This window comes from Aeromonas sp. FDAARGOS 1402 (assembly GCF_019046925.1).
In the GTDB taxonomy this organism is placed as follows: Bacteria; Pseudomonadota; Gammaproteobacteria; order Enterobacterales; family Aeromonadaceae; genus Aeromonas; species Aeromonas caviae.
The window spans coordinates 545178-568123 of sequence record NZ_CP077201.1; the positions used below are offsets into that span (position 1 = coordinate 545178).

Genomic DNA, 22946 nt, shown 5'->3' on the forward strand with positions numbered 1-22946 from the left:
CAGTGGCCCCATGGGGCCGCTCTTCTCGCCGTGAGGCGTAAAGGAGACATGAATATGCATCAGAAAGTGGTTGTGATGGAACGCCCCAGCTGGGTTCTGCCTCGAGTTTTGGGAGAGATGTTCGGGTACACTGAGAAGGCCATCAGCGAGAAGCGGAAGAAGGGCCAGCTTATAGAGGGGGTCCACTACAAGTTGGCCCCGGATGGGAAGTATGTCTATCACTGGCGGAGATATGAGGATTGGCTGACCGGAACCAAGAACTGATCGACATCGTTGCTGAAACACCAGGTGTCGAACTGCACGGCAAGAGTCTTCGCATCGACTTCCGATTCCACGGCAAGCGATGCCGGGAAACGCTCAACATGCCGGCCACCAAAGCCAACATCAAGCACGCCTCCCGCAAGCGGGAGGCTATCCTGCATGAAATCGCCATCGGTGTCTTCGACTACGCCAAACACTTCCCAGATAGTAAGAACGCCCACCGGTTCGCCGGCACGACCGCAAGCCGGGACATCTCTCTGGGCGACCTGGTAGAGCACTACCTGAAGATCAAGGATGTGGACATAGGCGATAACGCCCGTGGCCGATATCGCTCAATCCTGGGGATGCTGGCATCTGACCTGGACCACACCCGGGTCGTCAGCACCTTCCGGACCGAAGACCTGCAGCAATGGCGCCGGTACCTGATGACCGAGCCGCGTAACAGAACCAGCAAGCCCTTGGCTCCGAGATCGGTCAACTACTACATGATGGTCGCCGCTGGGCTGTTCAACTTCGCCAAGCAGAACGGCTACACCCATCAGGACCTTTCTTCAGTGCTGACCAAGGTGGAAGTGATCCGGGATAAACCAGACCCATTTGATCAAGATGAGTTTCGTCGCCTGCAGGAGTCTGCCAGGCACGACATGGACGCAATGTGGGTCCAGCTCGCCTGCTGGACAGGCATGCGCACTGGGGAGCTCTGCTCCCTGGCATGGGAGGATGTTGACCTGGAGCGCGGGGAATTGCAGATCCGCCGAAACATCACCCAGGCCCGCAACTTCAAGATGCCGAAGACAGGTCATGAGCGCACGATTGTGCTCCTCCCACCGGCAATTGAGGCACTCAGACGCATGCGGCCAATGACAGCCATGCGCCAATCCCACAACATCAAGAAGACGCTCCGGGACCGCCGGCAGATAGATGAAAAGGTCACGTTCGTGTTCAGCCCCGATGTAACCAGCAAGACACCCGGGCTCAGCATCTGCTACACGGCCTTCACCTTGGGTGACAAATGGGACAGGTTGATAAAGAGGGCTGGCATTCGCCGCCGAACCCAATACCATATGCGCCATACATTTGCTTGCTGGATGCTGACCGCTGGCGCCAACCCTGAATGGGTTGCGTCTTACCTTGGGCACGAGGACAGCACCATGGTGCGAACAGTCTATGGCAAATGGATTCCCGAACAAGACCGCGACGAAGCGGACAGGGTTTGGGGCAGGCTTGGGGCCAGCTTTTCAGATTTGGCCCCAATACAGCCCCAAGATTTCAAAGCAACACAATAACAACCTGTAAATTAAAGAGAATTAGCCAATGGCTCAATTTATTTACACCATGAACAGGGTTGGCAAGGTCGTGCCGCCCAAGCGTCATATTCTCAAGAACATCTCCCTCTCCTTCTTCCCGGGGGCCAAAATAGGCGTGCTGGGTCTGAACGGCGCCGGGAAATCGACCCTGCTGCGCATCATGGCGGGCATCGACACCGAGATCGAAGGGGAAGCTCGTCCGCAGCCCGGCATCAAGATCGGCTACCTGCCCCAGGAGCCGAAGCTGGATCCGGAGCAGACCGTACGCGAAGCGGTCGAAGAGGCGGTCGGCGACGTCAAACGCGCCATGGCTCGCCTCGACGAGGTCTATGCAGCCTACGCCGACCCGGATGCGGATTTTGACAAGCTGGCCCGCGAACAGGGCGAGCTGGAAGCCATCATCGCCGCCCAGGGCGGCCACAACATGGAAAACCAGCTGGAGCGCGCGGCCGATGCCCTGCGCCTGCCGGCCTGGGATGCCCAGATCAAGCACCTCTCCGGTGGTGAGCGCCGCCGCGTGGCCCTGTGCCGCCTGCTGCTGGAAAAACCGGACATGCTGCTGCTGGACGAACCGACCAACCACCTGGATGCGGAATCCGTGGCCTGGCTGGAGCGCTTCCTGCACGACTACGAAGGTACCGTCGTGGCCATCACCCACGACCGCTACTTCCTCGACAACGTGGCGGGCTGGATCCTGGAGCTGGACCGCGGCGAAGGCATCCCCTGGGAGGGCAACTACTCCTCCTGGCTGGAGCAAAAAGATGCCCGTCTGGCCCAGGAAGCGAGTTCCGAGGCCGCCCGTCGCAAGTCCATCGAGAAGGAACTGGAGTGGGTTCGTCAGAACCCGAAAGGCCGTCAGGCCAAATCCAAGGCTCGTATGGCTCGCTTCGAAGAGCTCAACACCAACGACTACCAGAAGCGCAACGAGACCAACGAGCTGTTCATTCCGCCCGGACCGCGCCTCGGCGACAAGGTGGTGGAGGTGGCCAACCTCTGCAAGTCCTATGGCGACCGCCAGCTGATCGACGATCTCTCATTCTCCATTCCGAAGGGTGCCATCGTCGGCATCATCGGTCCGAACGGTGCCGGTAAATCGACCCTGTTCCGCATGATGTCGGGTCAGGAGCAGCCGGATTCCGGTTCCATCACCCTGGGTGACACCGTGGTGCTGGCCTCCGTGGATCAGTTCCGCGACAGCATGAACGACAAGAAGACGGTGTTCGAGGAAGTCGCCGACGGCCAGGACATCCTGCGCATCGGCAACTACGAGTTCCCGAGCCGCGCCTACATCGGTCGCTTCAACTTCAAGGGTTCCGACCAGCAGAAGCGGGTCGGCGAGCTCTCCGGTGGTGAACGTGGCCGTCTGCACCTGGCCAAGCTGCTGCAGACCGGCGGCAACGTGCTGCTGCTGGATGAACCGACCAACGATCTGGACATCGAAACCCTGCGCGCCCTCGAGAACGCCCTGCTGGAGTTCCCGGGTTGCGCCATGGTCATCTCCCACGACCGCTGGTTCCTCGACCGCATCGCCACCCACATCCTGGACTACCAGGACGAGGGCAAGATCGAGTTCTTTGAAGGCAACTTCACCGAATACGAAGAGTGGAAGAAGAAGACCTACGGTGCCGAGGCTATCCAGCCGCGCCGCGCCAAGTACAAGCGCATCGCCAAGTAAGGCGAGGCAACAGCCGCGCCGCCAGGCATGACGTCACAAGGGGAGCCGGGGCTCCCCTTTTTTGCCTCTTCTGACTTACAATCTCCACCTCTTCCCCAGCGATAGCGACCCATGACCCAAGCTTCCACCACCAGACTCACCATCCAGATCCGGCTCGAACCCGGCTGCCTGGGGCCGGATGGCAAGCAGCACATCGATACCTTCTGCGCGGCCGCCAACCGGATCCTCGCCGCCATCGAACCCCGACGGGTGCACTGGGTGCTGCTGCCCCGCCATGACAAGCAACTGGCCGAGCAGGCCTACTTCCTCGATGGCCGCCCCTTGAGCGAAACCCAGGCCACCCTGCTGCTGCAACGCATGGGGTTGGCCCTCGATCCCTTGCTGGAGCGGAGCGATGCCGTGCTGAGCCAGCTTATCGAACGCTACCAGAAAAACCGTTGATCCCGATGTGGAAACGGGGCTCTATTGGTCCCCTTTTTTCGGCCTCCGGGGGAAAACGTTTGAATTTTTACTCTATTCATTGATCCGCCTCGCACATCCGGGGTTTGTAAACCTGGCCGCCTGTGTGAAAATGTGCGCGCTGTCACGGTATCAGGACGAGTCTGGTCACTTCACCGCCAGAATCAGGGTCCATCGCCCCGCATGGATGGGCCGGGCCCCCTGCTGCCTATTTCACGTCACCCATTGGAATCCAACATGAATCAACCACATCACGCTACCGGGCAGACCGCCAGCCCGGCTGCCGGGCAGGGATTGCTCGAGCGCCTGTTTGCCCTGCGCGGTCATGGCACCACGGCCCGCACCGAGGTGATCGCCGGCATCACCACCTTCCTGACCATGGTCTACATCGTCTTCGTCAACCCGCAGATCCTCTCTGCGGCAGGCATGGACACCCAGGCCGTGTTCGTTACCACCTGCCTCATCGCCGGCATCGGCAGCATCCTGATGGGTCTGCTGGCGAACCTGCCCATCGCCCTGGCTCCCGCCATGGGCCTCAACGCCTTCTTCGCCTTCGTGGTGGTGGCCGGCATGGGCTACTCCTGGCAAGTGGGCATGGGCACCATCTTCTGGGGTGCGCTGGGCCTGCTGATCCTGACCCTGCTGCGGGTACGCTACTGGCTCATCGCCAACATTCCCCTGACCCTTCGGGTCGGCATCACCGCCGGCATCGGTCTGCTCATCGCCCTGCTCGGCCTGCACAATGCCGGCATCGTGGTCGCGAGCCCCGCCACCATGGTGACCGTGGGCAACCTTACCTCCCTGCCCTGCCTGCTGGGGCTGCTCGGCTTCTTCCTCATCTGCATCTTCTCCGCCCGTGGCGTCCACTCTGCCGTGCTCATCGCCATCGTGGTGACCACCACCCTGGGCTGGCTGTTCGGCGACGTCACCTTCAAGGGCTTCGTCTCCGTGCCGCCGAGCATTGCCCCGGTCTTCGGCCAGCTGGATCTGATGGGATCGCTGGACATCAGCCTCGCCGGGATCATCTTCTCCTTCATGCTGGTCAACCTGTTCGACTCTTCCGGCACCCTGATCGGCGTGACCAACCGCGCCAAGCTGGCCGATGACAAGGGGCACTTCCCGCGCATGAAGCAGGCCCTGGTGGTGGACAGCGTCAGCTCCGTCGGCGGCGCCTTCATGGGGACCTCGTCCGTGACGGCCTACATCGAGAGCAGCTCCGGCGTCGCCGTCGGCGGTCGCACCGGTCTGACCGCCATCGTGGTGGGCATCCTGTTCCTGCTGGCCATCTTCTTCTCTCCGGTCGCCGCCATGGTGCCGGCATATGCCGCAGCGGGGGCCCTCATCTACGTGGGCGTACTGATGTGCTCCGAGCTGACCCGAGTGAAGTGGGAAGACCTGACCGAAGCGGTGCCGGCCTTCATGACCGCGGTGATGATGCCGTTCAGCTTCTCCATCACCGAGGGGATCGCCGTCGGCTTCATCTCCTACTGCGTGATGAAGGCGGGCACCGGCCGCTGGCGCGAGATCAACCCCTGCGTGCTGGTGGTGGCCCTGCTCTTCGTCCTCAAGTTTGTCTGGGTAGATGCCCACTGATTTTTCTTCCATGAAAAGAAAAACCAGACTCTGAAAACAAAAATGCCCGTCATCGACGGGCATTTTTTTATGGCGGGCTCAGGGCTCAGCGAATGCCGCGGGCCTCACGGATCCACTCCCAGGCCTGCTGGATCTCCTGGGTCTTCTCTTTGGCCATCTCCATCATCTCGGGGGGCAATCCCTTGGCGGCCAGCTTGTCAGGGTGATGCTTGCTCATCTCCTTGCGATAGGCGCGCTTGATCTCCTGATCGCTGTCGCTCTCGTTCACCCCAAGCAACTGATAGGCATCCTTGAGGCGATCCCGGGAGGGGGGCTCCTGACGGTATTGCTGCCCCTGGCCACCGCCCTGCTGTTGCTGGCGGTGGAAGAAGTTCATCTGGGCCTCGGCCATTGCCAGAATGCGGGCAAGCTCGATGCGACTGAACCCCAGCTCGTCGGCGATGGTTTGCAGGATGGCCCGCTCGTTCGCCTCCACCTGACCGTCGGCGAAGGCGGCCTGCAGCTGGACCTCGAGGAAGAAGCGCAGGATGTCACGCTGCCCCAGGCTCGCCTGGCGAAACTCCGCCAGGGTCTCGCGCAGGGGGAAGTCACTCTCCTTGCCCTGGCGGAATGACTCCTGGGCCCGTACCCGCTGCTCTCCGGCCAGCCGCATCCTGTCCATCAGGTTGGACGCGACCCGTATTTCGTGCTCGGTGACCTGGCCGCTCGCCTTGGCGATGTGGCCCATGACGGCGAAGGTGGCATGGAAAAAGACGGCCTGTTGCTGCTGGCTGGGCGCCCGCTGGAAGGCCCCGCGGATCCCCATGCCCCGATCGAAGCGATGGCCGATCCACAGGCCCAGCAGGGCACCGAAGATGTTGCCGAGCAAAAAACCGAAGAAGGTGCCAAGCACCTTGCCCCAAATACGCATGGTTCAAGACCTCGTGATGTTAATGGGTGCCAGCGAGCAGTTGCTCGTCCAGCTCGCGCAGCCGATCCACTGTGCCGATGTCGCGCCACTCGCCTGCCAGCAGGCTGCCCCCCACCCGTCCCAGCGCCATCCAGTCGCGCAGCAGGGGGGCCAGCTTGCGCGCCCCGCAGGGCAAGCCGGCAAAGGCGGCGGGGTGATAGAGGCCGACGCCGCTGAAGGTGAGGGCCGGGGTGTCCAGCACCCGACCCGCTTGCAGGGAGAAGTCCCCTTGCGGATGCTGGGGAGGGTTGGGCACCAGCCAGAGGTGGGCGAGATCGTCCCCAAGCGGCTGGTTCACCAGAGCGCGATAATCCAGGTCGAGCCAGGTATCGCCGTTGATCACCAGAAAGGGTTCGCAGCCCAGCAGGGGCAGCGCCTGCACGATGCCGCCGGCGGTCTCGAGCGCGCTCTCTTCGGCCGACCAGTGGATGGATACCCCGAGCGTACTGCCATCGCCGAGGGCCGCCACCAGCTTGTGTCCGAGCCAGGCGTGGTTGATGACAAGTGTGGTCACGCCGGCTGCCTTGAGTTTTTCGATATGGTGCACGATGAGCGGCTTGCCCCCCGCCGCCAGCAGCGGCTTGGGCAGCAGATCGGTGAGCGGACGCATCCGCTCGCCGCGCCCGGCGGCCAGGATCATCGCCTTCATGGTGTCACCCCGGTGCGCGCCAATCCGGGCAGCACCACCTGCTCCAGCCACTGGCCGAAGCGGGCCAGCACCGGATAGGCGGCGCCATGGCTGCGACAGACATCGACCACGTAGCCCAGGGTACGGGGAATGTCCTTGAGGTAGCCGGCCTTGCCATCGCGGTGATAGAGGCGGGTGAAGATCCCCGCCGCCTTGAGGTGGCGCTGCATGCCGGTGAGATCGGCTGCGCGACGAAACGCGGCGTAATCGAGCTCGCCCAGCAGACCGGCCCCTTGCAGGGTGTCGAAGCCAAGTCGCATGCCCTGCTCGATCACCGCGTCCGGCCAGCGCACGTAGCAATCTTTGAGCAGGGAAACCAGGTCATAGCTGAGCGGCCCGATGACCATGTCCTGGAAGTCGATAAGGGCGAGGTCGCTCTCCTTCGGGTTCGTCCCGCCGCACACCATCAGGTTGCGGCTGTGGAAGTCCCGGTGCATCACTCCTTGTGGCTGGGCCAGGTTGCTCGCCGTGAGGCAGGCGAAGGTCTCCGCCAGCAACTGCTGCTCTTCATCACTCAGAGCCAGTTGCAAGTGATGTCCCAGCAACCACTCGGGGAAGATGGCATTTTCGCGGGCCATGAAGGCCTCATCGAAGGGCTCGAGCTCGAGCTCGAGCGCCACGGCGCCGAGCCCTGGCAGCAGGGCGATGGCCTTGCCATACCAGGCCAGTACGCTCTCTTCGTTCAGGCAGCCGATAAGCTGGGTATCCCCCAGATCCGTCACCGCCAGCAATCCCTGCTCGTAGTCGACCCCCTTTACCTCGGGGGCCAGCAGCCCCGCATCGTGCAGGGCGGCCGCATTGCGAACGAATTCATGATTTTTTTCGGTTTTCGGATTAGCATCCACCCACACCAGACCGCCACCCCGGAAGTAGCGGCGGAAACTGGCGTCACCGGAAATAAGCGTCAACGAGAGGTTGGCGTCACCGGAAATCCGGCGAGCCCATTGCAAAAGCAGGGAAGCGCGATCGTGCATGAGTCGGGAACCAAATTGGAAAGCAGCACTTGGCTGTTAGCCCTGGCCGCAATAATGCTTTATCATTGCCGGCTAACATAAAGCAATGACATGCAATGTCAACTCGATGGATCCTGACATAAAATGCATGCCCTGAATCCACCGTTTTTACTACGGATTGCGCGAGCCTTTCACATGACAAAATGGACACTGGGATACTCCTGTCCCATCGCCCTGACCATCAGCCTTGTTCCTGCCCTGAGCCCGCTCATGGCCCAGGCAGCGCCACTCAATGCGCCACCCGCTACCGGGATCCTCGACAGCCTCTGCTATGACTATGTTCCCAAGATAGAGAAGCCCAGTGCGGACCAGGACGCCAATGCCCAGCCCGTCGAGGTGGATGCCGATCGCCTGGAGGCCAAGCAGGGCGGTACCGCCGTCTACGAGGGTGACGTCAAGGTGCGCCAGGGCGTGCGCAAGTTCGACTCCGACTATGCCCAGCTCGACCAGAAGAGCCGGGATGTCATCGCCATCGGCAACATCTATTACAACGATGGCCAGATCACGGTCACCAGCGACAAGACCCTGAAATCCAACCTGGACACCAAGAACTCCGAGCTGGAAGAGGGCAAGTATCAGGTCCATGGCTCACCGGTGCGCGGCTTCGCCGAAAAGGTGACCATGACCAACAACAACCAGAACATCACTCTGGAAGGGGCCCAGTACACCACCTGCCCACCGGGCCAGGAGGCCTGGACCCTGAAGGCCGGCAGCATCGACATCGATCAGTCCGAGGTATTTGGGGAGGCCTGGAACGCCAGCCTCTGGCTCTATGACTATCCGGTCTTCTACTTCCCCTATATCAACTTCCCCATCAAGGATGAGCGCAAGACCGGTCTGCTCTACCCGGGCTATACCCAAAGCTCCAAGAACGGCATGGACATCACCCAGCCGTTCTACTGGAACATCGCCCCCAACTACGATGCCACCATCACCTCCCGCTTCATGGACAGACGGGGCCTGATGGAACAGGTCGAGTTCCGCTACATGCCGGACCCGGCCCACGTGGGGAGCCTCTACTTCGAGAACCTGGCAGACGACAAGCAGTACGACGAGACGGCCAGCCTCAATCAGCATCTCTCTGACGGTCACCGTTACCTGCTCAGTGCCCGCCACACCTCCATGTTCATGGACAACGCCATGCGGGTGTCGGTGGACTACACCAAGGTACGGGACCAGGACTACAACTACTTCAACGACTTCACCCCCAAGGTGGGGACCCAGGTCGACAACCAGTTGCAGCAATCCCTGAAGGCAGGTTACTACCAGCAGAACTGGAACCTCGATGCCGAGGTACGGACCTACCAGATCCTGCTGGCCAGCGCCCAGCAGCCCCACGAGCTGATGCCGCGCATCAACCACAACTACTACCAGCAGGGTAGCTGGTACGATCTGGCCTGGAATACCGAACTGACCAACTTCGGCTACAACAACGATCAGGCCATCGAGCAGAACAAGGGGGAAGCCTACACCGGCACCCGGGTCTACACGGCCCCCACCCTGACCATCCCCCTCGTTGACGAGGCGGGTTACTTCCTCGACAGCCAGTACAAGCTGATGTACACCCGTTACGACCAGACGGTGCCTGACCAGATGAGCAGCACCTTCACCAATCGTTTCACCCCGAGAGAGGGCGGCGACGTCACCCTGGAAGAGGGGACCATCACCCGGGTACTGCCCTCGTTCCGTCTCAAGGGCGGCATGACCTTCGAGCGGGATCAGCAGTGGTTTGGCGAGGGCGCCAACCAGACCTTGGAGCCTGAGTTCCAGTACCTCTATGTGCCCTACAAGGATCAGGACAACATCGGTGTCTATGACTCCACCACCATGCGCCAGGACTACTACAGCCTGTTCAGCGATCGCCGCTTCGCCGGTCTGGACCGCATCAGCGACTCCAACCGGCTCTCCTTGGGGGTCACCACCCGCATTTATGATCCGGCCGGGGATGAACGAATCCGGTTGGCCGTTGCCCAAGCCTTCGACTTCGTGGCGCCCAGGGTCAAGCTTTACAGCAGCGATGAGCTGAGTACCAATACCCGCTCCCCGCTGTCGTTCGAGGGTGACGCCAAGATCAACGAGCAGTGGTATGCCCATGCGGGGGCACAATATGATATGGAACAGCGCCAGATAAGCTCTGCCAACAGCGCCCTGGAGTACCGTCACGAGAAGTTGATCAGCCAGTTGAACCACCGCTTCGTGCGGGATGCCAACTACGACCTCGACCACAAGGGGCAGGTGACGGATCTCAACCAGATCGGCCTGCTGCTGACCACCCCGCTGGACGATCGCTGGCACCTTTATGGCGGCTACTATCAGGAGCTCAATCAGAACGTCAAAGTGGACCGCAAGGTGGGTCTGAAATACGACTCCTGCTGCTGGAGCATCAACTTCAACCTGGAATGGGTCAACACGCCAGACAACGTGAACCTGACCCCGACGTCCGAGCGCAGCCTCGGCATTCAATTTGAAATGAAAGGATTGGGTAGCGTGGGTACCGGCTCCAAGGGCACTTCCCTGGACACCGAAGCACTGCCTTACATTCGTCCGTTTAACCTGCGAGACCAGTAATCGGTCTGGCAAACGCCTTGAGAGATGGATATGAAGAAGACGTTGATTTCCCTGCTGACCGCAGGCCTGTTCGGAGTCATGAGCCAGGGTGCCCTCGCCGCCCCCGAGCTGATGGACAAGGTGCTGGCCGTGGTCAACAAGGATGTGGTGCTGGCCAGTCAGCAGGAGGCCCTGGTGCAAAAGGTCAAGGCCTCCGCCCAGGAGAGCGGCCAGTCCCTGCCCGATGACGTCACCCTGCGCAAGCAGGCGCTAGATCGCCTGATCCAGGAGAGCCTGCAACTGCAACTGGCGGAGCGCCAGGGGCTCAAGATCAGTGACACCCAGCTGGAACAGGCCATTCAGAGCATCGCCGCCGACAACAAGATGAACCTGGAGCAACTGCGCGCCCAGCTGGAGCGGGAAGGCCTGACCTACGCCCAGTACCGTGAGGAGGTGCGCCGCGAGATCCTGATGAACGAGGTGCGCCGCAGCCAGGTCCGCCGTCGCATCAACATCTCCGATCAGGAGGTCAAGCAGGTGGTCGAGGCCCTCAGCAAACAGGGCCAGCAGCAGACGTCATATCATATCGGCCATATCCAGGTCGCGCTGCCGGACAACCCAAATGCCGAGCAGCTCAACGCTGCCAAGGCCAAGATCGAGCGCATTCTGGCGTCCCTGAAAGAGGGTGCCGACTTCCGCAAGCTGGCTATTGCCGAGAGTAACGGTCCCAAGGCGCTGGAAGGGGGTGACTGGGGCTGGTTGAGCCCGCAGGAGATGCCCACCCTGATGGCGGAAGCCGTGCAAGGGGCCGGCAAGGGTGACATCGTCGGCCCGCTGCGCTCCGGCGCCGGTCTGCACATCATCAAGATCTTCGACACCAAGGGTCAGCAACAGGTCATGCAGACCGAGGTCAAGGCGCGCCACATCCTGATCAAGCCCTCCATCATCCTGAGCGAGGAGAAGGCCAAGGGCACCCTGGACGGCATCCTGCACGACATCAAGAGCGGCAAGGCCAGCTTTGCCAGCATGGCAGAGAAATACTCCGAGGATCCGGGCTCTGCGGTGCAGGGTGGCGAGCTGGGCTGGTCTGATCCCAACGTCTATGTGCCGGAATTCCGCGACATGCTGGGTCGCCTGCAACCGGGCCAGATCAGCGAACCCTTCCGCACCAGCCACGGCTGGCACATCGTGCAGCTCGAGGATCGCCGCAGCCAGGACGCCACCGGCAAGGCCCAGGAGCAACGCGCCTACCAGCTCATCTTCAACCGCCGCTTCGCCGAAGAGTCCCAGGCTTGGCTGGATGAGCTGCGCGACGAAGCCTACATCCAGATCGAACCCAATTGATGGGCGACAAGCAGATGAACAAGGCGCATCCAGGGCACGCCGAGGCACAACTGAGCTGCCACCGGCTTGCCATCACCCCGGGTGAACCAGCCGGGATCGGTCCGGATCTGGTGCTGCAGATTGCCCAGCGGGCCTGGCCCCATCAGCTGGTGGTGATCGCCGATCCCGCCCTGTTGCGCGAACGGGCCGCCCTGCTGGGGCTGTCCGTCGAGCTTGAACCCTATGACGAAAGCGCCCCCACCCGTCCGCAGCGGGCGGGAACTCTGACCGTCTGCCCCGTGCCGCTCGGCGCCCCCGTGGTGCCAGGCAAGCTGGATGAGGGCAACGGCGCCTATGTGCTGGCTACCTTGCAGCGCGCCTGCGACGGCAACCTGAGCGGCGAATTCGCCGCCGTGGTAACCGGGCCTGTGCACAAGGGGATCATCAACCAGGCGGGCGTCTCGTTCAGCGGTCACACCGAGTTCTTCGCCCAGCAGTCCGACACCGCCGATGTGGTGATGCTGCTGGCCACCGAAGGGCTGAGAGTGGCCCTCGCGACCACCCATATTCCCCTTGCCTATGTTGCCAAGGCCATCACCGAGGATCGCCTTGGCAAGGTGATCCGCATCCTGGATGCGGATCTCAAGCGCAAGTTCGGCATCGAACACCCCCGGATCTATGTCTGCGGCCTCAATCCCCATGCCGGGGAAGGGGGTCATCTGGGCCGTGAAGAGATCGATGTCATCGAACCCGCCCTGGCCGCCCTGCGCCAGGAAGGGATCGATCTGGTCGGCCCGCTGCCAGCCGATACCCTGTTCCAGGACAAATACCTCAAGGATGCGGATGCGGTACTCGCCATGTACCACGATCAGGGGCTGCCCGTGCTCAAGTACAAGGGCTTTGGCAACTCGGTCAACATCACCCTCGGACTTCCCTTCATCCGTACCTCGGTGGACCACGGCACAGCGCTGGATCTGGCAGGCAAGAACCTGGCAGACCCCGGCAGCCTCACCACCGCGATCAACCACGCCATCCAGATGGTAGAGAAAAAAAGATATGAGCAGTAAGGTGCACATGGGCCACACGGCCCGTAAGCGTTTCGGTCAGAACTTCTTGCACGACCGGTATGTGATCGACCAGATAGTGGCCGCCATCAACCCGCAACCGGGTCAGAATCTGGTGGAGATCGGCCCGGGTCTGGCTGCGCTCACCGAGCCGGTCGCCGCCCAGATGGACAAGATGACCGTGGTCGAGCTGGACCGGGATCTTGCCGCACGTCTGCGCGAACACCCGACCCTCAAGGAGAAGCTGACCGTCATCGAAGCCGATGCCATGCGCTTTGACTTCAGTACCCTGATGGGGGAAGGCAAGGGGCCGCTGCGCATCTTCGGCAACCTGCCCTACAACATCTCCACCCCCCTCATCTTCCACCTGTGCGAATTTGCCGACCGGGTGGAGGACATGCACTTCATGCTGCAAAAGGAAGTGGTGCTGCGTCTGGCCGCCGGCCCGGGCAGCAAGGCCTATGGCCGTCTGAGCGTGATGACCCAGTACTACTGTCAGGTAGTGCCGGTGCTGGAAGTTGGCCCGGGCGCCTTCAAGCCGGCGCCGAAGGTGGATTCCGCCGTGGTACGTCTGATCCCGCACAAGAACCCGACTATCGTCGCGAAAGACATTCGTTGCCTGAACCGGGTCTGCACCGAAGGCTTCGGCCAGCGTCGCAAGACCATTCGCAACAGCTTCTCCAACTTCATCACCGACGCCCAGCTGACCGAGCTTGGCATCGATGGCAACCTGCGCCCGGAGAATCTCTCCCTCGAGCAGTTCGTCACGATCGCCAACTGGCTGGCCGACCAGCAACAGGCCTGATCCCATGACCCAAGCCCGGATAGTGGTCCGCCCCCACCCCAGATATGTGGCGGGAACCGCAGATCCCTACCATTTTCTCTATCGCATCGAGATTGAGAACCTGGGTCCGGGCACGGTGCAACTGCTGCATCGACGCTGGCTCATTACGGATGCCAATGGCAAGATGCTGGAAGTGGAAGGTCCCGGCGTGGTCGGTGAACAACCCCTGATCGCCCCCGGCGAGACCTTTTCCTACCAGAGTGGCGTTCCCCTCGCCACACCGCTTGGCGTGATGGAAGGCAGCTACATCCTGCAGGATGAATCGGGGCAACAATTCGAAGCCCCCATCGCCCCCTTCACGCTGGCCGTCCCCAACATAATCAACTGAGGTTTCATGGCGAACTGTTTCGTCGGTGATATCCAGGGCTGCTACGACGATTTGCGCCGTCTGCTGGATCTTGCCGAGTTCGACTTCGATAACGACACGCTCTGGCTGTGTGGCGATCTCGTCGCCCGGGGGCCGGACTCCCTCAACACCCTGCGTTTCGTCAAATCACTGGGGCAGCAGGCCGTCACCGTGCTCGGCAACCACGACCTGCACCTGCTGGCGGTGGCCCACGGGGTCGCCCCGCTCAAGAAGAAAGACAAGCTGCAGGCGCTGATGGAGGCGCCGGATCGGGACGAGCTGCTGGAGTGGCTGCGTCACCGTCCCCTGCTGGCAGAACACCCCGACCTGCCCATCATGATGGTGCATGCGGGCCTCTCCCCCGCCTGGGACGCCCACACCGCCCGCAGTTGTGCCCGGGAGGTGGAGAGTCTGCTGCGCGGGGATCAGTACAGCTGGCTGCTGCACAACATGTATGGCGATCAGCCCGACAGCTGGAACGACAACCTGCTGGGCATAGAGCGTTACCGCTACATCATCAACAGCTTCACCCGGATGCGCTTTTGCTACTTCGACGGGCGCCTCGACTTCAAATGCAAGAAGGGCCCCACCGAATCGACCCCGGGCCTGCGCCCCTGGTTCGAGCAGCGCGAGCACCATGTGGATGACCCCATACTGGTCTTCGGCCACTGGGCGGCCCTGATGGGTAACACCGGCAAATCCGATATCAAGGGACTCGACACCGGGTGTGTCTGGGGCAACAGCCTCACCCTGTGGCGCTACGAGGACGACGCCCTGATCGCCACCCCCTGCCCGGCCTATGCCAAGTAGAGCGGCTCTTTGCGGAACAAGGGAATGATCCGCCGTTGAGAGGAGAGCAATGCCCTCTCCTGCGAAATGGAGCTGAAAACAGAACGGGCCCGGCAATGCCGGGCCCGTTTTTTCATGATGAGCGGATCAGAGCCTGCGCCCCAGCCGTTTCTCGACCTGGCGCCGCTCCCATTCCGGGCCAAACAGCTTGAAGGGCTGGAACAGGTTGATGGCGTGGGAAGCCAGCCCCAGCCCCCATCCCAGCATGGGCCACCAGGCCCAGATATAGTCCGGGTTGCTCAGGTAGTTGATGACAAACAGCCCCCCTATCACCAGCACATAGCTCATGAGGTGGCCGTAGAAGCCCCTGAGCCCCTCCACGAACTTCATCGCCTCCCGCTCATCCCGCGCCACCTGCACGCGTCCCCGATCTTCGCCCTCATTCCCTTTCATCTCGCTCTCCTGCAGTTGGGTCACATCGAGCTCGAAGATGGCGGCCAGGGCCTTGAGGGATTCCAGTCCGGGTTGTTGTCCCTGCTCTATTCGCTGAATGGTGCGAACGCTCAGGCCAGTGAGGGTCGCCAGCTGTTCCTGGGACCATCCCCGTTGCAATCTCAACTTCCTGACGATCATCTTGCGCTCCTTGTGGTGATTGACAGGGCCAGCATAGGGAAAGGGCATGAGAGGCGACACGACAGATGGCCGACACTCACCTGACTTCCTTTAAAAATCAAAACCTTACTACCACGCAATCGTGGCTCTTGCGCTCCGAGCAACCAGGCTTGGCGTGCCGCTGGCGGCCAGGCGTCGCGGGGGCTTACAACCCCTGCATCAGCTCGGCACCAATCTCGAAGGAGCGCAGGCGCGCCTGATGATCGACGATGGGGCCGTTGAACATCAGCTCGTCCGCTCCGGTCTCTGCCAGCAGAGCCTTGAGGCCGTGGCGTACCCGATCCGGCTCCCCCACCAGGGAGCGAGCCAGGGTCTGCTCCATCGCCATCAATTCGCGGGGAGACCACTCATCCCCCAGCGTCTGCACCGGCAGCGGCAGCTTGCCGGCATCCCCCCGGTAGAGACGCAGGAACTGCTGCTGCAGGGTGGTGAACAGGAAGCGGGCCTCACGATCGGTGTCGGCGGCGATCAGATTGACGCACACCACCGCATGGGGTTTGGGCCAGCGGGCAGAGGGACGGTATTGGGTACGGTAGATCTCCAGCGCCTGCAGCAACATGGCGGGAGCGAAGTGGGAAGCAAAGCCGAACGGCAACCCCATGGCCGCTGCCAGTTGGGCACTGTAGAGGCTGGATCCCAGCAGCCAGATGGGCACATGGAGTCCCTGACCCGGCACCGCCTGCACGGCACCGACCTCGTCGCCAAAATAACTCATCAGTTCGCGCACATCCGACGGGAAGTCATCCACCTCGCCGCTGCGCTGGCGGCAAAGCGCCCGCATGGTGCGCTGATCGCTGCCAGGGGCGCGGCCCAGGCCGAGATCGATGCGATCCGGATAGAGGGAACTCAGCGTGCCGAACTGCTCCGCAATGACCAGGGGGGAGTGGTTCGGCAACATGATGCCGCCAGCCCCGAGCCGCAACGTCGTGGTGCCCCCGGCCAGGTGGCCAATCAGCACCGCTGTGGCGGCGCTGGCAATGCCCGGCATGTTGTGGTGCTCCGCCAGCCAGTAGCGGTGGTAACCCCAGCGCTCCGCATGGCGAGCCAGATCCAGCGAGTGGCGAAACGACTCGGCCGGCAGACCACCTTCGGGAACGGGCACCAGATCCAGCACGGAATAGGGGACGACAGACATGGGACACTCCATTGGTTCACAGGGCGTTTATCAGGGGAGCAATGTAGCACGAGATATCTGAACGAATCATCTCACCACAGAGCAAGGGGGCAGCCCGGAGGCCGACTGTTGATTTGGGGCCGAAGAGCGCAAGATCGAGTCCTAGGCTTTTTGTCATCCAGCAAGCACACTGTTAGGTGACCAATACGGCGATCGCCAGGGGACAAGGATCCGTCCATGACAAACGCAAGTCTCAGTCGCAGACCCTTTTACGTACACATTGCCACCCTTTTCATCCTGCTCTTCTCCTTGCTGGGGGGCGCCCTCATCGTGCTGCAGTTCCAGCAGGGCATGCAGCAGGGGCTGGAGCACGAACGTCAGAGCTTCCAGCAATACCGGGAGCAGCTTGCCCTCGCCATCAAGCTGAACCAGCGACCAGCCCGCATGTCCCTGAATCTGCTGCGCAGCGGCCAGCTGTCCGCCATGACAGACCTCGAGACGCGGCTCGCCTTCCTGCCCCAGCTGGCGGAAGTACTGGCCAACAGCACCAGTTACGGCGCCATCTATGCCGGTTACGAGGACGGCGATTTCTTTCTGGTACGCAAGCTGACCGAACGGGCGAGAGGGGCGCTGGAGGCGCCTCCGCCCGAGAGCCGCCTGCTGGTCCAGAGCCTGCATCAGGGACAGGGAGAGTTCCTCTATTTCGACCAGCGGCTGCGGCTGCTGGAGCGGCGCCCCATGCCGGACTACCGTTTCGATCCGCGAGATCGGGGCTGGTACAAGGAGGCGCGCTGGAGCACGGGCATCATAGTGACCCACCCCTACCTCTTCTTCACTACCCGGGAGCCAGGCATGACACTGGCGGTGGAGAGCGACGATCGCCGGGCGGTGATCGGGCTCGATGCGGGCGTGGAGGGACTCTCTTCCCTCATCGGCGAGTTGCCCCTGCCCGGTCACAGCCAGCTGGTGCTGTTTGACGAGGTCGGGACCCTGCTGGCCACGGATCCCGAGCGCCTCCCAAGCTTCGAGCAACTGAGCCGCCTGCCCATGCTGTCGGCCCTCAATCACCCCATTCTCACCAGGCTGCAACAGGAGATGGCCGCGCGGCCTGCCCTGCTGCATCACCCCGCCGAGCTGACCCTGGCAACGGTTCAGGGTCAGGAGTGGCTGGTCAACCTCTCCTCCCTCGGGGAAGAGTCTCCGTTTTATCTCGCCCTCCTGGTGCCCACCGAGGTGCTCACCGCCCCGGCGCGCCAGGATGCGCTGCACAATCTCGCCTGGGCCCTTGCCGGTCTGCTGCTCCTGCTGCCCGTCATCTGGCTGGCTGCCCGGCGCACTGCCGCCCCCTTGCTGGTATTGACCGGGGAGGCTGAGCGCATCCAGCACTTCGACTTTGGCGAAAGCCCGGGGCCGGATTCGGCGATCCGCGAAATTGACGACCTCGCCCGCGCCATGTCCAGCATGCGCCTGACCCTCGGCAATTTCATGAACATGGGCCGGGCGCTGGCGGCAGAGCATCGCTTCGATTCGTTGCTCAGCCGCATCCTGCATGAGACGGTGGCGGCAGCCCAGGCCGAGGGCGGCTGCCTATTCCTGGCCCAGGATAGCGAGATGCAGGCCGTTCACGCCATCTGGCAGGGGCAGCCGCTGGCGTGCGAACAGGTACAGTGGCAGGCGGCGCTGCTCGGCGGTCTCTACCACACGGAGCGCCTCTGCCTGCCCCTCGACGAGGCACAGTGGGCCCGCTACCTCGGCGACTGGGGCCCCTTCCCCGGCGCCTGCCAACTGCTGGTCGAACCCCTTCACAACCACCGTCAGGAGCTGATCGGCTGCCTGCTGCTGATCCTGCCAGACTGCTCGGCCCGCGAACTGGCCTCGCGCATCAGCCTCATCGAGGCGCTGGCGGGCACCTCCTCCTCCGCCATCGAAAACCAGCGCCTGCTGGAGGAGCAGAAGCAACTGCTGGAAGCCTTCATTGAGCTCATCGCCGGTGCCATCGATGCCAAGAGCCCCTACACCGGCGGCCACTGCCAGCGGGTGCCGGAACTGGCCAGGATGCTGACCCAGGCTGCCTGCGCACAGCAGACGGGGCCCTTTGCCGATTTCCGACTCAACGAAGAGGAGTGGGAGGCCATCCATATTGCGAGCTGGCTGCACGACTGCGGCAAGGTCACCACCCCGGAGTTCGTGGTGGACAAGGCGACCAAGCTCGAGACCATCTACGACAGGATCCACGAGATCCGCACCCGCTTCGAGGTGCTCAAGCGGGATGCCCACATCGAGGCACTCTGCGCCCTGCTGCCCCCATCCGGGCAGCAGGCCGCCCTCGAGGCCCTGCTCCCCCTCTGGCACACCCTGGATCAGGAGTTTGCCTTCGTGGCCGAGTGCAATCTGGGGGGCGAGTGGATGGCGCCGGAGAAGCTAGCCAGGCTGGATGCCATTGCCAGCCGCACCTGGTTGCGCACTCTGGACGATCGGCTCGGTATCAGTCAGGAGGAACGCAAGCGCCACCAGGAGGCCCCCTCTCCCCTCCCCTGCCGAGAGTCGCTGCTCGCCGACAAGGCGGTCCATCTCATCCCTCGCCCCGAGCACAACAATCTCGCCCGACACAACCCATGGGGCTTCAAGGTGCGGGTGCCCACCCACCTCTACAACCGGGGGGAACGCTACAACCTCGCCATCGGCCGTGGCACCCTCACCGAAGAGGAGCGCTACAAGATCAACGATCACATCATCCAGACCATACGCATGCTGGAGAAGCTCCCCTTCCCCCGCCATTTGCGCAAGGTGCCGGAGATTGCGGGGGGCCATCACGAGCGGATGGACGGCACGGGCTATCCGCGCCAGTTGCAAGGGGGGCAGATGAGCATTCCCGCCCGCATCATGGCCATTGCAGACATCTTCGAGGCGCTGACGGCGAGCGATCGCCCCTACAAGTCTGGCAAAACGGTCTCCCAGTCCCTGGCCATCATGGTGAAGATGGTGCAGGAACAGCACATAGACCCGGCCCTGTTTGCCCTCTTCATCGAGAGCGGCATCTGGCGGGACTACGCCAGACGCTTCCTCGCCCCCGAGCAGCTGGACGAGGTCGAATGCCAGGCCCTGCTGGCAGGATCACACTGACCTTCCGCCGACACTCGCCCATAAAAAAACGGTCAACCCGGGTTGACCGTTTTTCGTTCCACTTCGTCCCTTAGAACAGCAGGTGCGCCACACCGGCAATCACCGGCAGGGTGACCAGGGTGCGCAGCAGGAAGATGACGAACAGCTCCCACAACTTGACCGGGATCTTGCTGCCCAGCAACAGAGCGCCCACTTCCGACATGTAGATGAGCTGGGTGACCGACATGGCGGCGATCACGAAGCGGGTGATGTCGCTCTCGATAGTGGAGGCCAGCACCGCCGGGATGAACATGTCAGCGAAGCCCACCATGATGGTCTTGGAAGCGGCTTCCGCCTCCGGTAGTTGCAGCAGCTCGAGCAAAGGCACGAAGGGCGCCCCCAGCCAGTTGAACACCGGGGTGTGCTCCGCCAGCATCAGGGCACAGGTCCCGACGGCCATCACCACCGGCAGCACGCCAAATACCATGTCCAGGGCGTTTTTCACCCCTTCACGCGCCACGGCGCCGAGATCCGTCATGCTGTCGGCCTTGGTCAGGGCACGATGGTAGCCGTAGCTCAGCACGCTGTGCTGATGGGGGATGGCCTCCTGCTTGCGGCACAGGGGAGTACCGTCGCTGTAGACATCCTTCTTCCAGGAGAGCGGCGGCAGGCGCGGTACCACGATGGCGGCCACCACACCGGCCAGGCAGACGGTCAGGTAGCAGGGGACGAACATATGCTCCAGCTTCACCTGGGAGATCACCACCAGACAGAAGGTGATGGAGACGGCGGAGAAGGTGGTACCGATGACGGCCGCTTCCCGCTGGGTGTAGAACTTGCCTTCATACTGCTTGCTGGTCAGCAGGATCCCGACGCTGCCATCACCGAGCCAGGAGGCGAAGCAGTCCACCGCAGAACGACCCGGCAGACGGAACACCGGACGCATGATCCGGGTCATCATGGTACCGACAAACTCCAGCAGACCAAAATCCAGCAGCAAGGGCAGCAGCAGGCCCGCAAAGATGAAGACGGAGAACAGTACCGGCAGCAGATCATGCAGCACCAGGCCACCGGTCGCCCCTGAGCGCAGCACCTCGGGACCGGCTTCAAAGAAGGTCAACAGCACGAAGACCCCGCCCAGCACCCGCACGCACGCCCAGAAGGGGGAGACGTTGAACAGGCTGTTGAGGAAGGGGCGTTTTACCAGGATCGCCGGTTTGAACAGCCAGGCGATCAGGGTCATCAGCATGGTGGTTGTGATGATGGCGCTGACCATGGCCACCAGATGATCGGCAAACACCGTTTGAACCAGCTTCGCCAACACGGCGACGGGAATGGTGACATTGCCGTCATAGATGACCGGGGTCATGAACAGCAGGATCCCGATCAGTGACGGGATCAAAAACATCAGCACGTTGCGGCGAGTACGGATTGCCGGTGCTTCCAGGGTCTTTTCCAACATATAAACAGCCTTAAATGTGACTTTTCCTTCAGCCGGGCCGCCTGCATACTCATGCCCTCGCCCGGAAAACGGGCGCAAGAATAACCCAAAAAACTGCACAAACAAGCCGTTAATTGATCATTTCAAGCATAAATATTTTATCAGGCGAACCATCCATAAGAACAAACCAAAACAGTCATGCATATCGATTCAATTTGAATGGTTAGCATAATGTTTCATACAGGTTACATTCAGGTGCGCAGTATAATCCGCAGCCACTGTCAGGCAATAAGAGACATAAAAAATATATCTATAGGGTGATCCCGTCGATCCTCCCATAAAAAAACCGGAGCCTGTCTGGCTCCGGTCTTGTCACGAACATGATGCTCAATCGCGAACGTAAATGACTTCGACGCCGTCGTCGTCCTCATCGTCCCAGTCGTCATCGTCCAAGCCATCATCGAAGGCCTTGGACGCCGCCAGGGCATCGGCTTCCGCCTTGGCAAGCTGGTTCTTGTGATAGTCATCCCACTTGAACTCCACCTTCTCGATGGCGTCTCTGGCATCTTCCGCCAGCTGACGAGGCATGGTATCCAGCAGATCCAGGATGTCGTAGCACACCTTCTTGGTGCCTTCCTTGCTGATGGCGGTGATGGCGTAGACCGGACCTTCGTGGTTGAGGGCTGCCTTGACTCTGTCCATCACTTCCTGAGCCTCTTCTTCCAGGATCAGGTCCATCTTGTTGAACACCAGCCAGCGCGGCTTGCCCGCAAGCTCGGGGCTGTATTTTTCCAGCTCCCGGACGATGGTCACGGCGTTCTCGGCAGGATCGGAGCCATCCACCGGGCAGATGTCCACCAGGTGGATCAGGACGCGGCAACGCTCCAGGTGCTTGAGGAAGCGGATACCGAGGCCTGCTCCCTCGGCAGCCCCTTCGATGAGGCCGGGAATGTCGGCAATGACGAAGGAGCGGGAGTTTTCACCTCGTACCACACCCAGGTTCGGTACCAGGGTGGTGAAGGGGTAGTCTGCCACTTTCGGACGGGCCGCAGAAACGGCGCGAATGAAGGTGGACTTGCCAGCGTTCGGCAGACCCAGCATGCCGACATCCGCCAGCAGCAGCAGCTCCAGCCTCAGGGTACGCACTTCACCCGGGGTGCCGTTGCTCTTCTGGCGCGGCGCCCGGTTGACCGAGCTCTTGAAGCGGGTGTTGCCAAGGCCGTGGAAACCGCCCTTGGCAACCAGCAGCTTCTGATCGTGACTGGTCAAATCCCCCAGCAGTTCGCCGGTGTCTTCATCGGTGGCGCGGGTGCCGACCGGTACTCGCAGGATCTTGTCCTTGCCGCGACGACCGGTACAGTTGGCACTCTGGCCGTTCTCGCCACGCTCGGCGGCGTGGAAGCGCTCGAAACGGTAGTCGATCAGGGTGTTCAGGTTTTCATCGGCCACCAGATACACGTCGCCACCATCACCGCCGTCACCGCCGTCCGGGCCGCCGTTCGGGATGTACTTCTCGCGGCGGAAGCTCACACAACCGTTACCACCGTCACCGGCATCGACTCGAATCTGGACTTCATCAACAAACTTCATAGGTAACCGTCACCTTAATTCGAAAAACCGATACGCAATTATAGTGATACGGGCCCCTTCGGGCGAGGCGCATCTGGCCGATGAGGGCTGTCAGCGCCGGCTCATCCGCGTGCCGTTTTTTCGTCAAACTCATCAGAAAAACAAAAGCCCCGCCAGGTTGGCGGGGCTT

General features: G+C 61.9%; 19 protein-coding genes. 12 read left to right on the forward strand and 7 right to left on the reverse strand.

Annotated features, from left to right (window positions below; genetic code table 11):
• Nucleotides 1–54 precede the first annotated feature (54 nt).
• The 5 genes from xisR (at nucleotide 55) to I6L32_RS02600 (ending at nucleotide 5295) form a co-directional block, all read left to right on the forward strand.
• Nucleotides 55–264, forward strand: coding sequence for an excisionase family protein (xisR, locus tag I6L32_RS02580; RefSeq protein WP_033130544.1), 210 nt, complete (start codon nucleotides 55–57; stop codon nucleotides 262–264).
• The gene (locus tag I6L32_RS02585; RefSeq protein WP_216944649.1) at nucleotides 240–1547 is read left to right on the forward strand and encodes a site-specific integrase; all 1308 of its coding nucleotides are present in this window, start codon (nucleotides 240–242) and stop codon (nucleotides 1545–1547) included. Before xisR ends, I6L32_RS02585 begins: the two co-directional genes overlap by 25 nt.
• Before the next feature lie 28 nt (nucleotides 1548–1575).
• The gene (gene ettA, locus I6L32_RS02590; protein ID WP_010673216.1) at nucleotides 1576–3243 is read left to right on the forward strand and encodes an energy-dependent translational throttle protein EttA; all 1668 of its coding nucleotides are present in this window, start codon (nucleotides 1576–1578) and stop codon (nucleotides 3241–3243) included.
• Between the two features lie 111 nt (nucleotides 3244–3354).
• Nucleotides 3355–3684 carry a hypothetical protein gene (locus I6L32_RS02595; RefSeq protein ID WP_216944650.1) on the forward strand — a complete coding sequence of 110 codons (330 nt, stop codon included), beginning with the start codon at nucleotides 3355–3357 and terminating at the stop codon, nucleotides 3682–3684.
• A gap of 255 nt (nucleotides 3685–3939) precedes the next feature.
• A complete protein-coding gene (locus tag I6L32_RS02600) occupies nucleotides 3940–5295 on the forward strand; it encodes an NCS2 family permease (RefSeq protein ID WP_045523766.1) in 1356 nt (451 codons plus the stop codon).
• 85 nt (nucleotides 5296–5380) lie between these two features.
• On the opposite strand, the gene djlA is transcribed toward I6L32_RS02600, so the two are convergent.
• The 3 genes from djlA to I6L32_RS02615 are packed head-to-tail and all read right to left on the reverse strand — an operon-like array spanning nucleotide 5381 to nucleotide 7906.
• Nucleotides 5381–6205, reverse strand: coding sequence for a co-chaperone DjlA (djlA, locus tag I6L32_RS02605; protein WP_039040028.1), 825 nt, complete (start codon nucleotides 6203–6205; stop codon nucleotides 5381–5383).
• Between the two features lie 19 nt (nucleotides 6206–6224).
• The gene (murU, locus tag I6L32_RS02610; protein ID WP_216944651.1) at nucleotides 6225–6893 is read right to left on the reverse strand and encodes an N-acetylmuramate alpha-1-phosphate uridylyltransferase MurU; all 669 of its coding nucleotides are present in this window, start codon (nucleotides 6891–6893) and stop codon (nucleotides 6225–6227) included.
• Entirely contained in the window at nucleotides 6890–7906 is a 1017-nt protein-coding gene (locus I6L32_RS02615; RefSeq protein WP_216944652.1) for an aminoglycoside phosphotransferase family protein, read from the reverse strand. Before I6L32_RS02615 ends, murU begins: the two co-directional genes overlap by 4 nt.
• A gap of 174 nt (nucleotides 7907–8080) precedes the next feature.
• On the opposite strand from I6L32_RS02615, the gene lptD reads away from it, so the two are divergent.
• From lptD to I6L32_RS02645, 6 genes are read left to right on the forward strand one after another with little or no spacing between them, the layout of a single operon-like run.
• The gene (gene lptD / locus I6L32_RS02620) at nucleotides 8081–10513 is read left to right on the forward strand and encodes an LPS assembly protein LptD (protein WP_039040025.1); all 2433 of its coding nucleotides are present in this window, start codon (nucleotides 8081–8083) and stop codon (nucleotides 10511–10513) included.
• Nucleotides 10514–10543: 30 nt separating this feature from the next.
• Nucleotides 10544–11836 carry a peptidylprolyl isomerase SurA gene (surA, locus tag I6L32_RS02625; protein WP_010673209.1) on the forward strand — a complete coding sequence of 431 codons (1293 nt, stop codon included), beginning with the start codon at nucleotides 10544–10546 and terminating at the stop codon, nucleotides 11834–11836.
• A 50-nt stretch (nucleotides 11837–11886) separates the two neighbouring features.
• The gene (pdxA, locus tag I6L32_RS02630; protein ID WP_080944220.1) at nucleotides 11887–12882 is read left to right on the forward strand and encodes a 4-hydroxythreonine-4-phosphate dehydrogenase PdxA; all 996 of its coding nucleotides are present in this window, start codon (nucleotides 11887–11889) and stop codon (nucleotides 12880–12882) included.
• Complete coding sequence (gene rsmA / locus I6L32_RS02635) at nucleotides 12872–13684, forward strand: 16S rRNA (adenine(1518)-N(6)/adenine(1519)-N(6))-dimethyltransferase RsmA (protein ID WP_010673207.1); 813 nt, start codon at nucleotides 12872–12874, stop codon at nucleotides 13682–13684. Before pdxA ends, rsmA begins: the two co-directional genes overlap by 11 nt.
• Nucleotides 13685–13688: 4 nt before the next feature.
• Complete coding sequence (apaG, locus tag I6L32_RS02640; RefSeq protein ID WP_113724985.1) at nucleotides 13689–14051, forward strand: Co2+/Mg2+ efflux protein ApaG; 363 nt, start codon at nucleotides 13689–13691, stop codon at nucleotides 14049–14051.
• 6 nt (nucleotides 14052–14057) lie between these two features.
• Nucleotides 14058–14879: a symmetrical bis(5'-nucleosyl)-tetraphosphatase gene (locus I6L32_RS02645; protein ID WP_039040022.1), complete on the forward strand. Its 822-nt coding sequence runs from the start codon at nucleotides 14058–14060 to the stop codon at nucleotides 14877–14879.
• Between the two features lie 126 nt (nucleotides 14880–15005).
• Here the strand turns inward: I6L32_RS02645 and I6L32_RS02650 are convergent, their stop codons facing one another.
• Nucleotides 15006–15491 carry a 2TM domain-containing protein gene (locus I6L32_RS02650; RefSeq protein ID WP_113724989.1) on the reverse strand — a complete coding sequence of 162 codons (486 nt, stop codon included), beginning with the start codon at nucleotides 15489–15491 and terminating at the stop codon, nucleotides 15006–15008.
• A 184-nt stretch (nucleotides 15492–15675) separates the two neighbouring features.
• Nucleotides 15676–16665 carry a luciferase-like monooxygenase gene (locus I6L32_RS02655; RefSeq protein WP_216944653.1) on the reverse strand — a complete coding sequence of 330 codons (990 nt, stop codon included), beginning with the start codon at nucleotides 16663–16665 and terminating at the stop codon, nucleotides 15676–15678.
• Between the two features lie 216 nt (nucleotides 16666–16881).
• On the opposite strand from I6L32_RS02655, the gene I6L32_RS02660 reads away from it, so the two are divergent.
• The gene (locus tag I6L32_RS02660) at nucleotides 16882–19767 is read left to right on the forward strand and encodes an HD domain-containing phosphohydrolase (RefSeq protein ID WP_216944654.1); all 2886 of its coding nucleotides are present in this window, start codon (nucleotides 16882–16884) and stop codon (nucleotides 19765–19767) included.
• 70 nt (nucleotides 19768–19837) lie between these two features.
• Here the strand turns inward: I6L32_RS02660 and I6L32_RS02665 are convergent, their stop codons facing one another.
• Both I6L32_RS02665 and cgtA read right to left on the reverse strand, forming a co-directional pair.
• The gene (locus I6L32_RS02665; protein WP_216944655.1) at nucleotides 19838–21208 is read right to left on the reverse strand and encodes a YjiH family protein; all 1371 of its coding nucleotides are present in this window, start codon (nucleotides 21206–21208) and stop codon (nucleotides 19838–19840) included.
• Between the two features lie 366 nt (nucleotides 21209–21574).
• Nucleotides 21575–22777, reverse strand: a complete 1203-nt coding sequence (gene cgtA / locus I6L32_RS02670) for an Obg family GTPase CgtA (RefSeq protein ID WP_010673200.1) — start codon at nucleotides 22775–22777, stop codon at nucleotides 21575–21577.
• Between the last annotated feature and the right edge of the window lie 169 nt (nucleotides 22778–22946).